Genomic DNA, 12,450 nt, shown 5'->3' on the forward strand with positions numbered 1-12,450 from the left:
TTGAATGACACCATACCGCACAGCAGCCACGGGAGCGTTCTCTTCATTTGCAAGCGTGCGATCGACGATCCGATCGTCAACCAGGTCTCGCGCGAACTCGAACAGGACATCGTGCGGGCCACCACCCCGGCCGACGGCCTGGACCAGGCGCGCGCGGGCGACTTCGCGCTGATCCTGGTCGGCTATTCGGGCGATGCCGAGGGCATGCTCGAGACGGTGCGCGCGGTGCGCGCCAACCCGCGCTCGAACCGCACCCCGATCGTGGCGCTGGGCCTGCCGCAACCCCTGCCCTTCCCTCAGGAACTGCTGTACGACGCCGGCGCCATCGCCGTGCTCACCGAACCGCTCTCGCCCACGATCCTGCGCGCCAAGGCGCGCTTCTACATCGAGGCGTTCAACAGCCAGTTCGAACGCCACCGCGCCGAAACCGAACTCGAGCAGACTCGTTCGCGCCTGCAGCGCATCATCGAAGCCGCCGAACTGGGCACCTGGTCGTGGGACATCGCGCCCGACCGGGTCGAGGCCGACGCCCGCATGGCGGCGCTGTTCGGCGTGCCGCAGGAGCGCCGCCTCGACGCGCCGCTGGCCACCTACCTGGCGGCCTTCCACCCGGACGACGTCGCGCCGACCGTCGCCCTGATCAATGCCGCCATCGACGGCGAAGGCGCCTACGCCGCCACCTACCGCATCCGCGCCGCTGGCGGCGGCTGGCGCTGGATGATCGCGCGCGGCCACGTCGAATACGACGACCATGGTGCGCCGCGCGAGGTGCACGGCGTGGTGATGGACGCCACTCGCCAGCGCGAGGCCGAGCAGCAACTGCACGCCACCGAAGAACGGTACCGCACCGTGTTCGACTCGATCGACGAGGGACTGTGCGTGATCGACATGATCTACGATGCCGATGGCAAGCCCTGCGACTACCTGTTCATCGAGGCCAATCCGGCCTTCGTCAAGCACACCGGCCTCACGGACGCGGTCGGCAAGACGATCCGCCAGATCGTTCCGACCCACGAGCAGCACTGGTTCGACGTCTACGGCAGGGTGGCGCAAACGGGCGAGGCGGTGCGCTTCGAGAACGAGGCGCAGGGCCTGGGCCGCTGGTACGACGTGCACGCAACGCGACTCGGACCCGCCGAGCGGCACCGGGTCGCGGTGCTGTTTACGGATATTACCGAACGGCGCCAGTCCGAGGCCGCGCTGCGCCGGATGGCGGCCGACCTGTCCGAGGCCAACCGCCTCAAGACCGAGTTCCTCGCCACCCTGGCGCACGAGCTGAGGAATCCCCTGGCGCCGATCCGCAGCGGGCTGCAGTTCATCCGGCGCTCGCCGGCCGACCTCGACGCGGTGACCCGCGTGCACGACATCATGGAACGCCAGCTCGACCACCTGGTAAACCTGGTCGACGATCTGCTGGACGTGGCGCGCATCACGCGCGGCCAGGTCGAGCTGCGGCCCGAGCGGGTCGACCTGTCGACGATCCTCGCGGCCGCGGTCGAGACCAGCATGCCGCTGATCGAGGCCGCGCGCCATGCTTTCGACCTGCGTCTGCCACAAGAAAGCCTGATCCTCGAGGCCGATCCGACCCGCCTGACCCAGGTGGTGAGCAATCTGCTGAACAATGCAGCGCGCTATACGCCCAAGGGCGGCCGCATCGCGCTCGAGGCCTGGCGCGACGGCGGCCAGGCGGTGGTGTCGGTGTCCGACAACGGGATCGGCATCGCGCCCGAGGCGCTGGAAGAGGTGTTCCGCATGTTCACCCAGGTAGGCCAGGCGCAGCAGCCTGGTTCCGGTGGCCTTGGCATCGGCCTGTCGCTGGTACGCAGCCTGGTCGAGCTGCATGGCGGCAGCGTGAGCGCCGCCAGCGCCGGCACCAATGCCGGCAGCACCTTCACGGTACGCCTGCCGCTGGTCGCCAATGCCCATGCAGCGCCGTCCGCCGACGAGGCCGGGACGCCGGGGACGGCATCCGAGGCCGCGCCGCCAGGCCGCAACGTGCTGGTGGTCGACGACAACCGCGACGCGGCCGAAACCCTGGCCGCCCTGCTCAATATGATGGGCCACCGCGCGCCGGTGGCCAACGACGGCCGCCAGGCGCTGCGCATGCTGCCAAGCCTGATGCCCGACGTGGTGTTCCTGGACCTGGGCATGCCGGGAATGTCCGGCTATGAGGTGGCTGCGGCGATCCGTGAAGATGCCCGCCTGGCCGGCATCCGGCTGGTGGCGCTGACGGGATGGGGTGGCGAAGCCGATCGCGCCAGGACCAAGGCGGCCGGGTTCGACCAACACCTGACCAAGCCGGCGACGGTGGAGGCGATCGAGGAAGTGCTCAGGAGCGTGTGATTTTCATCGCTCTGCAGGCGTCAACTTCTGCAGACGCCAACTTCTTTCGTTAGCGTAAAAACGTCGTCCCCGCGAAGGCGGGGACCCAATTCCTTCGCGCAGCGGCTACGTTCGATGTAGTGGCTTAGCTAAGTGCCTTGGGTCCCCGCCCGCGCGGGGACGACTTGCCGGGTGTGCGGGCCAGGTCTTACCAGCCCGCTGTATTCAAGCCAGATCCAATCAACCCACCTGCGCGACCGGCAACTGCTCCGCCGGCACGCGCACCGCTTCCTGGCTGTTGGCAAAGAAGCGCTCGACCTTGTTGCCCGCGACGGCGTTGCCGATCAGCTCGTGCATGCGGCTGGCGGTCAGGTCCCACGAGGTGCCGGCCACCACTTCGCGCATGCGGCGGGCCATGGCCTCGCGCTGCTCGTCGCCCAGCGCCAGCTGGCGCTCGCAGGCGGCGATGAAGTCGGCGTGCGATTCTGCGATTTCCACCACGTCGCCATATGGCACCTTGACGTCGGTGATCGGGGTCGACACGCATGGCAGCTCGGCCGCCATGTATTCGAGCACCTTGGTCGGGCTGATGAATTTGGTCGAATCGTTCATCGCGAACGGCAGCAGGCAAACGTCCCAGCCGGCCAGGAACTGCGGCAGCTGCTCATAGGTGCGCTGGCCCATGTAATGCACGTTCGGCTGTTTCGGCAGGCTCGCCGGGTCGATCTTGACGACCGGGCCGACCAGCACGATCTGCCATTCAGGGTGGGCATCGGCCATGCTCGAGACCAGGTCGACGTCGAAGCGCTCATCGATCACGCCATAGAAGCCCAGGCGCGGATGCGCGATGTGGGCCTGGTCCGGGTGCGAAATGTCGCGATCCTGGGCCTGGCGGAAGTGCTTGGCGTCGACGCTGCTCGAGAAGCAGTGGGCATTGGCGTGGCGGTCGCGTTTCGACTGGTACAGGCTCGGGCCGCCGGTGAAGACGACGTCGGCGATGTTCAGCAGCGCGCTTTCGCGCTGCAGCAGCTGCTTCGGTGCATTCTTGAACATGGCCAGTTCGTCCATGCAGTCATAGATCACCTTGGACGGCTTGAACACCTGCAGCAGCGGCAGCGCCATCGGGGTGTAGAACCAGACGACCGGCGCTTCGTTCTCGGGCACCAGGTCGGCCAGCAGCGTCTGCAGGGTCGGCAACTGGTCGTCGTGGAAGCCGAACTGGTGGATTGGCGTATGCGGACGGCACACGGTGATGTTCGGCGCCACGGCGGTTTTTTCCAGGCGTGCCTCGCCTTCGGTATGCATCGGTTCTTCGACGAAGAGGACGTTGTAGTGTTCGGCCAGGCGGGTCATCAGGTGCTGTGGGCGTTGGAACACGAAATCCCAGCGGAGGTGGCAAAACACGATCAGGGTCGGCATGTCGATTTCCTTTCGCCTTGGCGGCGCTCTAGTTGTTGGGTAAGGTCAACCGGGACGGTTCTTCTCTCTCTCAGAAGGCCGTGGCGGCGCACGGGGAGCCGGTCAGACCAGGGAATCGTATCATGCAATTTTCCCAATATTTTCAGTTGTGCAGAGCAACATTGCACCGGATGTAACTAAATATTGCATAGCACTGCTGGGCTTCATAGGGAGAGTCCGTCTATCAAGCAATTTTCTGTAAGGGGCGTCCTACATCAACACAGGAAGATCCACTACGAAAATCCGGCAAAAACTTTACTGTCTGCACTGAAATCGGGGGCTTAAAGCGCCTGTTTACCGCCCTCGCGGCCAGGATCAGCGAAGATCTGGCCGGCGGGCGATGGGGGATGGGGAGTCAGGCGGGGTGGTAAGGTTCGGCGCCTTCGGCATGGCCGTCGGTGCTGAAACCGGCCGCGATCGAGACGCCTTCCAGGCCGAGCGACAATAGTGCATCGCACAATTCGTCGACCTCGGCAGCCAGGTCGGCGGCCAGGTCGACCGGCTTTTCGACGCTGCCCCACGGCTGCCCGCCGTCAAGCGCATACAGGTTGGCGCGCAGTACCACGTGTTCGCCCATGTCGAGCGGCGCCACCGCGGCGTGCACCGCGTCCGGCGCCAGGTCCTTGGCTGCCAGCAGGCGCTTGGCCTCGGCCAGCACGCCGAGCGTCGCCAGTTCGGCCACGCCCTGCTCCTTGGCGCCATAGAACAGGTCCTGGTAGAGGAAGCTCAGTTCCAGGCGGTCCGGCTCGCGCGCAAGCACCCGCGCCACGAGGGGGGCAACGGCTTCGGTCCAGGCGCGGTAGCGCTCCATGCGCGCCGCGAAATAGGCGTCGCTGCCCGCTTCGTCGCGCGGCACCCGGTAGAACGGATCGTCGGCGCGCTTGAGCGAGAAGCCGAGCAGGAAGCGCAGTTCGAGCGCGGTCTCGTCGGGCGCCACCGGCTCGCCGGTCCAGCCGCGCATGCTGGCCTCGATGGTCGGCGCCGGCTGCAGCTTCTTGTCCATCAGCGAAGCGGCGGCTTCGCGCAGCATCAGGTGCAGCGTGCCGTAGGCGATATGGTCGATCTCGGCCAGGTCGTAGGCATGCTGCAGCAGCACGACTTTCGCCCCCTTGCTGTCCAGGCCATGGTCCTGGAAGCTGGAAGCCAGCGCCCCGAAGGCCGCCTCGTCCTGGAAACCCTCGCGCGCATCCAGGCCACCCCGGCTGCGCACGAACAGCGGCACCAGGAAGGCGTCGATCTCGACTTCGGGGCCGTCTTCGCGCCGGATGCGCAGGGTAGCGGCTTCTTCTTCCACGCGCGCGCGCAGCAGGCGGCAGGCCAGCGGGTCGGTGTAGCGCGCCAGTTCGATGGCTTCGTACAGCACCTCGTCGTGCTTCTTGCGGATCGCCTTGCGCACCAGGCCCGCGAGCGCCTCCGCCTGCTCGTCGCCCTGCGCCGCTTCTTCCTCGCGCTCGGCGATCTCAAGGGCCATGTCGGCCATCAGCCGGGCCTGGGCATCGGTGTCGGGTTCGCGCGTGTTGTTCGAGGTGCGGGGGGCGGGACGCTTGTTCTTCGGCATGGTGTGAAAAAATGGATGGAGGTTCGAGCCGGCATGGTAACACCGCCGCGCGCCCCGGCGTAGCGCCACGGGCTGCAGGCGCCTTGCCCCGGTGTTATGCTTCGGGCAAAAACACATCCCGAAAGTCCCTCCATGCTCGAACGACTCTTCAAACTCAGAGAAAACAAGACCAACATCCGCACCGAGATGATGGCCGGACTGACGACCTTCCTGACGATGGTGTACATCATCTTCGTCAATCCCTCGATCCTGGGCGACGCCGGCATGCCGAAGGAATCGGTGTTCGTGGCCACCTGCCTGGTGGCCGCCGGCGGCACCGCCATCATGGGCCTGTACGCCAACTACCCGATCGCGATGGCGCCCGGCATGGGCCTGAACGCCTATTTCGCCTACGCCGTGGTGCTGGGCATGGGCATCCCCTGGCAGGCGGCGCTGGGCGCCGTGTTCATCTCGGGCTGCCTGTTCATCCTGGTCACCATGGTGGGCCTGCGCGCCATGATCGTGGACGGCATCCCGCGCTCGATGCGGGTCGCGATCACGGTGGGCCTGGGCATGTTCCTGGCCCTGATCGCGCTCAAGAACGCCGGCATCGTGGTGGCCAACGAAGCCACCCTGGTCAAGGCCGGCGACCTGCACCAGCCCGCCGCGATCATGGCGGTAGCCGGCTTCTTCGCCATCGTGGCGCTGGACCGGCTGCGGGTGCGCGGCGCGATCCTGATCGGCATCGTGCTGGTGACGGTGCTCAGCTTCTTCTTCGGCGGGAACACCTACCAGGGCCTGTTCTCGCTGCCGCCGTCGATCGAACCGACCCTGTTCCAGCTCGACATCCCGGGCGCCCTCGCCGCCGGCATCCTCAATGTCGTGCTGGTGTTCTTCCTGGTCGAGCTGTTCGACGCCACCGGCACCCTGATGGGCGTGGCGCGCCGCGCCGGCCTGCTGGTCGAGGGCAAGATGGATCGCCTGAATAAGGCGCTGCTGGCCGACAGCGGCGCCATCGTCGCCGGCAGCGTGCTGGGAACGTCCAGCACCACCGCCTACCTGGAAAGCGCGTCCGGCGTGCAAGCCGGCGGGCGCACCGGCCTGACCGCCCTGACCGTGGCCGCGCTGTTCCTGGCCTGCCTGTTCATCGCCCCGCTCGCGGCCGTGGTGCCGGCCTACGCCACCGCGCCGGCGCTGCTGTTCGTGGCCTGCCTGATGCTGTCCGACCTGGGCGACGTCGAGTGGAGCGACAGCACCGAAAGCATCCCAGCCGCCGTCACCGCGCTGGGCATGCCGTTCACCTATTCGATCGCCGAGGGGATCGCCTTCGGCTTCATCAGCTATGCGGTGCTCAAGCTGCTGACCGGGCGCGCGCGCGAGGTCAAGCCGGTGGTATGGGTGATCGCGGGGCTGTTCGCTTTCAAGATCGTCTACGTCGGCACCTAGATGGGGCGAAAAAATCGACCGGTCGTTCGCGCCGTCCTTTACTAAACAGCGCCCGGCTCGTGCCTGATTGCATCGCTTCACGCTGTCTTTGCGTTACAATGTCCGCCAACTCGCGGCTACCACCACGGTCGCGCACGATCCACGAACGATGGGCCGGTCGCCTTGGGCACGCCACGCGGTACTGCGCGGCCCGTGCGGCCGCTAGAAGCTGATGAAACCACTCTCGATCCTGGCGCTGGCCTTGGCTGGCATCCCGGGTGCGGCGCTTGCCGCTCCCGATCTTCCTCAAATCGGCGACGTCCATGCGCCGCTCGCCGTCGCGATGCCGGCGATTCCGGATGGCGGCTGGTTCACGTCCGCCGAACTTGGCGCGATCACGACCTCGGGCAATACCAACGGCACTTCCGTCACGGGCAAGATCGACGCCCGTCACGAGACTGCGCGCTGGAGCCATGAGTTCATCGCCAGCGGCTACTTCAAGGAAGACGAGTACGAGGACGAGTTCGGCGAGCCCGTGAAGAGCCGCTCGGCCCAGCGCTGGGCCACCTCGGCCAAGGCCTCGCTCAAGCTGCTGGGCGACGGCCGCCGCGCTTTCGTGCTGGCTACCCACACCGACGACCGGTTCGGCGCCTATCGCAAGTACTCGACGGTCGGCATCGGTTACGGCTCGCGCTGGTACACGGCGCCCGACAAGACGCTCGACGTCGAGATCGGTCCTGGCTATTCGGTCGGCAAGCGCGACAACGAGGACGAAGAGCGCGGCATGACGGTCCGCAGCGCGGCCCAGTTCCGCTGGCAGGTCAGCCCTTCGGCCTTCTTCGCCCAGACCGTCAGCGTCGAGAAAGGCACCGGCAACACTCACTCGGTGGCCGAAACCTCACTGAGCACCAAGATCAACGGCAGCATGCAGATGAAGGCCGGCTTCAGCGTCCGCAACGACAGCGACGTCCCGGACGACAAGAAGAATACCGATACCCAGACCTCGCTGACGATGGTCTACTCGTTCTGAGACCGGCGCTGGCGGCCGAGCAGCACCAGCGCCGCCAGGCTGAGCAGCGACGCGGCGCTGAGGTAGTAGCCCACCTGCGCCAGCCCATACCTGGTGCCCAGCCACAGCGCGATATAGGGCGCCACCGAGGCCCCCAGGATGCTTGCGAGATTGAAGGTCAATGAGGCCCCGGTATAGCGCACCTCGGCCGGGAACAGCTCGGCCAGGAAGGTGCCGAGCGGGCCATAGACGAAGCCCACCAGCGACATCCCGAGCACCATGAAGATCCCCACCGGCAGCCAGGCGCCGGCGCCGAACAGCGGTCCGTACAGCAGGCCGAAGCTCCCGATCGCCACGCTCACCAGCATCAGCGCGACGCGCCGCCCGACGCGGTCGGCCAGCAGCGCCGACAGGGGGATGGTCAGGGCGAAGAACACGATCGCGAACAGCTGCAGCAGCAGGAATTGCTGGCGCGTGAAACCCATCCGGGTCGTGCCCCAGGTGAGCGCGAACACCGTCATCAGGTAGAAGAAGGCAAAGCCGCCCATCGCCGCCAGGGCGCCCAGCAGCATCTTGCGGCCATGCTGGCGCACCACCGTCACCATCGGCATTTTCACCTGGGCGCCGCGCGCTTGCACCTGCTGGAAGTCGGGTGTCTCGGTGATCTTGAGGCGGATGTACAGGCCGATCGCGACCAGCAAGGCGCTGGCCAGGAAGGGAACACGCCAGCCCCAGCTGAAGAAGGCCTCGTCGCTCATCATTTCTCCCAGCAGCAGGAAGGTGGCGCCGGACAGGAAGAAGCCGATCGGCGCCCCCAGTTGCGGGAACATGCCGTACCAGGCGCGCTTGCCGGGCGGCGCGTTCTCGGTGGCGAGCAGCACCGCCCCGCCCCACTCCCCGCCCAGGCCGAGCCCCTGGCCGAAGCGGCACAGCGCCAAGAGCAGCGGCGCCGCCACGCCGATCTGGGCGTAGGTGGGCAAGAGGCCGATGACGACGGTCGAGATGCCCATCGTGAGCAGGGCCGCAACGAGGGTCGACTTGCGGCCGATGCGGTCGCCGAAGTGGCCGAACAGGGCCGAGCCGACCGGACGGGCGAGGAAGGCGATGGCGAAAGTGGCCAGCGACTGCAGGGTTGCTGCGGCGGGGTCAACGGCGGGGAAGAACAGCCGTGGGAACACCAGCACCGCGGCGGTGGCATAGATGTAGAAGTCGTAGAACTCGATCGTTGTGCCGATCAGGCTGGCGAAGAGGACGGTGCCGGGCTTGTTGGGGGTGTCGTTTGGTGCGGATGCGGCCATGCGGGATCTCCTGGTAGATCTCGCACATACGTCGCGGATTTCATTCCGGATGCTCGCTCTTTTGGCGCCATTCGAGCTCCATGGTGGCGTCGTCGTCCCGCAGCAGGGCAAAGCCCAGTCCTTCGTATAGCCGGCGCGCGGCCAGGTTCCCGGTGCGGACACGCAGGTTGACGCGCTCGCACTCTTCCTGCAGCGCACGCAGGACGCTACGGGCAATGCCCTTGCGCCGCGCGGCCAGCGCCACTGACAGGTCCACGACACGCAGCGCGCCGGTCTCCCCGGCCAGCACGACGCGCGCGATCGGGGTTTCTCCGTCGGTCACCAGCCAGGTCTCGAGCGCGGCATGACGGCGCGCATAGTCCTCGACCTGCATGGCGCGCTGGTGCCGCGCGATCCCTTCGATGACGCCGCGCGGCACCGGCAGCGCGCCGAGGTCCGGGCGGGAGTCGAGATAAAGCGCGTCGAGGAAGGCCTCGTCGGCGGACGTGGGCGCCCGCGCCCCGAGGCGTCCGAAGCGCCGCTCTCTCACCTTGCGGCCGACGGCACCAGGCCCTTGGCCAGCGCCAGGGCGGCCAGGCTGATGAGCGCCGCGCCGCTCAGGTAATAGCCGACGTAGTCCAGCCCGTGGTTCGTGGCCAGCCACAGCGCAATATAGGGCGCCACCGAAGCGCCGAGGATGCCGGCGAGGTTGAAGGTGAGCGAGGCGCCGGTATAGCGCACCTCGGGCGGGAACATCTCGGCCAGCAGGGTGCCGAGCGGACCGTAGGTAAAACCGACCAGGCACATGCCGAGCACCATGAACAGGGTGACCGCGACCCAGCCGCCGGCGCCGAACAGCGGCCCGTACAGCAGGCCGAACACGGCGATCGCAGCGCTCACCAGCATCATGGCGCTGCGCCGACCGCGGCTGTCGGCCAGCAGTGCCGACGGCGGGATCGTGAGCGCGAAAAACACCACCGCGAACAGCTGCAGCACCAGGAATTCCTGGCGCGTGTAGCCCAGTTGCGCCGTGCCCCAGCTCAGGGCGAACACCGTCATCAGATAAAAGATGACGAAGGTCGACAAGGCGGTCAGGGTCCCGAGCACCAGCGCGCGGCGGTGGTCGCGCAGCACGGCCACCATCGGCACCTTGACCCGCGCTTTTTGGTCCAGCACTTTCTGGAAGTCGGGCGTCTCGGTGATTTTCAGGCGGATGTACAGGCCGACCGCGACCAGCAAGGCACTGGCCAGGAAGGGAATCCGCCAGCCCCAGGCGAAGAACGCGTCGTCGCTCATCAGCTCGCCCAGCAGCAGGAACACGCCACCGGACAGGAAGAAACCGATCGGGGCGCCCAGCTGCGGGAACATGCCGTACCAGGCGCGCTTGCCCGGCGGTGCGTTCTCGGTGGCGAGCAGCACCGCCCCGCCCCACTCGCCGCCCAGGCCGAGCCCTTGGCCGAAGCGGCACAGCGCCAGCAGCAGCGGGGCCGCCACGCCGATCTGCGCATAGGTGGGCAGCATGCCGATCAGGATGGTCGAGATGCCCATCGTGAGCAGGGCCGCGACCAGGGTCGCCTTGCGGCCGATACGGTCGCCGAAGTGGCCGAACACGGCCGAGCCGATCGGGCGCGCGAAGAAGGCGATGGCGAACGTGGCCAGCGACTGCAGCACGGCTGCGCCCGGGTCGGCGGCCGGAAAGAACAGGCGCGGGAACACCAGCACTGCGGCGGTGGCATAGATGTAGAAATCGTAGAACTCGATCGTGGTGCCGATCAGGCTGGCAAACAGGACGGTGCGGGGCTTGTTGACCGCGGGGTGTTCAGCCGCCTGGCTCATGCTCCCGCCTGGGCCAGGACCTGGCGCACCGCGTCGGCGTCGACCGGACGCACCACGCGCGCCACTTCCTGGCCGTCCTTGAGCACCACGACCGTCGGCCACAGCTTGATGCGGAACGAGCGCCCCAGCGGGCGGCCGGGGCCGTCCTCGACCTTGATGTGGCGGGCGGCCGGATGGTCGACCAGGGCCTGTTCGATCAGCGGCTCGGCGGCGCGGCAATAGCCGCACCAGTTGGCGCCGAAGTCGAGGGCGACCAGGCCCGGGGTGGCGTCGATCGTGCTGCGTTCGGGTTGAGAGGTTGTGTAGGGGTTGGCCATGGAGTCTCCTGGTGATCGCTATTTATTGCTATTCGAATACCGCAAGCCTACCTCAAAACGCGCCGTCTGGCATGCCGACGCACCTGGCTGGCGCCGATCTGGCTCCAGCGTGTGGCAGCTAACGGAGTCTCACGCCCGAGACTGTCACCCTGTGATTCATCGTTTTATAACCCATCTTCTTACCAGGAGCAGATCATGTCGGATGACTTGAACAAACGCGGCCAGCAAGACCGTTCCCGCATCAATATGCACGAAGAGCACGAAGTGCGGTACTGGACTGAGGCGCTGGGCGTGACCCGCGAAGAGTTACAGCGCGCCATCGACCAGGTCGGCGTGAGCGCCAGCGCGGTGCGCGAACACCTCGGCCGTTGAGCGGCTCCGGTCGCTTCCCCACTCTTTTGACCCAGACATGGAGCACACGATGGATATACCGAAGCAACAGCAACAATGGCCCGGCCGCGAATCCGAACTGACCCCGCAAGCAGACCATGGCGAGACCAGCTACCGCGGTTCCGGTCGCCTGCAGGACAAGGCCACCGTCATCACCGGCGGGGACAGCGGCATCGGCCGCGCCGTGGCGCTGGCCTTCGCGCGCGAAGGCGCCGACGTCCTGATTTCCTACCTCGACGAGCACGACGATGCGAAAGAGACCGCGCGCCTGGTCGAGGAAGCCGGCCGCCGCGCCATCCTGGTGCCGGGCGATATCGCCGACCGCGCCCATTGCCGCGCCATCGTCGACAAGGCGGTGGCCGAGTTCGGCCGCATCGACGTGCTGGTCAATAATGCCGCGTTCCAGATGTCGCACGACTCGCTCGACGAGATCCCGGACGACGAATGGGACTACACCTTCAAGGTGAACATTACCGCCATGTTCCACCTGTGCAAGGCAGCAGTGAAGCATATGGCGCCCGGCTCCTCGATCATCAACACCACCTCGATCAACTCGGACAACCCCAAGCCTACCCTGCTGGCCTATGCCACCACCAAGGGCGCGATCGCCAATTTCAGCGCCGGCCTGGCGCAGCTGCTGGCCGAAAAAGGCATCCGCGTGAACTCGGTGGCGCCCGGCCCGATCTGGACGCCGCTGATCCCATCGACCATGCCGCCGGAAGAAGTCGAGAACTTCGGTAGCCAGGTGCCGATGAAACGCGCCGGCCAGCCGAAAGAGGTGGCGCCGGCATTCGTGATGCTGGCTTCCGATGAGGCGAGCTATATCTCGGGCGCGCGCATCGCCGTCACGGGCGGTACGCCGATCCTGTAAACGGTCGC

The 12,450-nt window shown here is 66.9% G+C and carries 11 protein-coding genes; 5 read left to right on the forward strand and 6 right to left on the reverse strand.

What is annotated here, in order from left to right; genetic code table 11:
- Entirely contained in the window at positions 1-2,343 is a 2,343-nt protein-coding gene (locus tag AC3A6F_RS11610) for an ATP-binding protein (RefSeq protein ID WP_487680806.1), read from the forward strand.
- A gap of 219 nt (positions 2,344-2,562) precedes the next feature.
- Here AC3A6F_RS11610 and AC3A6F_RS11615 read toward each other — a convergent pair whose 3' ends face one another.
- Positions 2,563-3,741: a glycosyltransferase gene (locus AC3A6F_RS11615; protein WP_487680808.1), complete on the reverse strand. Its 1,179-nt coding sequence runs from the start codon at positions 3,739-3,741 to the stop codon at positions 2,563-2,565.
- Positions 3,742-4,135: 394 nt separating this feature from the next.
- Positions 4,136-5,338, reverse strand: a complete 1,203-nt coding sequence (locus AC3A6F_RS11620) for a hypothetical protein (protein WP_487680810.1) — start codon at positions 5,336-5,338, stop codon at positions 4,136-4,138.
- Positions 5,339-5,470: 132 nt separating this feature from the next.
- Between AC3A6F_RS11620 and AC3A6F_RS11625 the strand changes: the two genes are divergently transcribed.
- Together AC3A6F_RS11625 and AC3A6F_RS11630 are read left to right on the forward strand one after the other, a co-directional pair.
- Positions 5,471-6,763 carry an NCS2 family permease gene (locus AC3A6F_RS11625; RefSeq protein ID WP_487680812.1) on the forward strand — a complete coding sequence of 431 codons (1,293 nt, stop codon included), beginning with the start codon at positions 5,471-5,473 and terminating at the stop codon, positions 6,761-6,763.
- A gap of 211 nt (positions 6,764-6,974) precedes the next feature.
- Entirely contained in the window at positions 6,975-7,772 is a 798-nt protein-coding gene (locus AC3A6F_RS11630) for a DUF481 domain-containing protein (protein WP_487680814.1), read from the forward strand.
- On the opposite strand, the gene AC3A6F_RS11635 is transcribed toward AC3A6F_RS11630, so the two are convergent.
- From AC3A6F_RS11635 to AC3A6F_RS11650, 4 genes are all read right to left on the reverse strand, one after another.
- The gene (locus AC3A6F_RS11635) at positions 7,760-9,049 is read right to left on the reverse strand and encodes an MFS transporter (RefSeq protein ID WP_487680816.1); all 1,290 of its coding nucleotides are present in this window, start codon (positions 9,047-9,049) and stop codon (positions 7,760-7,762) included. The two genes, AC3A6F_RS11630 and AC3A6F_RS11635, sit on opposite strands and share 13 nt — an antisense overlap.
- Before the next feature lie 40 nt (positions 9,050-9,089).
- A complete protein-coding gene (locus AC3A6F_RS11640) occupies positions 9,090-9,467 on the reverse strand; it encodes a GNAT family N-acetyltransferase (protein WP_487680818.1) in 378 nt (125 codons plus the stop codon).
- A 107-nt stretch (positions 9,468-9,574) separates the two neighbouring features.
- Entirely contained in the window at positions 9,575-10,864 is a 1,290-nt protein-coding gene (locus tag AC3A6F_RS11645; RefSeq protein WP_487680820.1) for an MFS transporter, read from the reverse strand.
- Positions 10,861-11,181, reverse strand: a complete 321-nt coding sequence (locus tag AC3A6F_RS11650; RefSeq protein ID WP_487680822.1) for a thioredoxin family protein — start codon at positions 11,179-11,181, stop codon at positions 10,861-10,863. Before AC3A6F_RS11650 ends, AC3A6F_RS11645 begins: the two co-directional genes overlap by 4 nt.
- A 195-nt stretch (positions 11,182-11,376) precedes the next feature.
- On the opposite strand from AC3A6F_RS11650, the gene AC3A6F_RS11655 reads away from it, so the two are divergent.
- Both AC3A6F_RS11655 and AC3A6F_RS11660 read left to right on the forward strand, forming a co-directional pair.
- On the forward strand, positions 11,377-11,553 hold the full coding sequence (locus tag AC3A6F_RS11655; protein WP_147935428.1) for a DUF3606 domain-containing protein: 177 nt from the start codon (positions 11,377-11,379) through the stop codon (positions 11,551-11,553).
- Between the two features lie 49 nt (positions 11,554-11,602).
- On the forward strand, positions 11,603-12,442 hold the full coding sequence (locus tag AC3A6F_RS11660; protein ID WP_487680824.1) for a glucose 1-dehydrogenase: 840 nt from the start codon (positions 11,603-11,605) through the stop codon (positions 12,440-12,442).
- The last annotated feature ends 8 nt before the right edge of the window (positions 12,443-12,450 follow it).

The sequence above is a fragment of the Massilia sp. Soil_C_3 genome, from assembly GCF_057657035.1.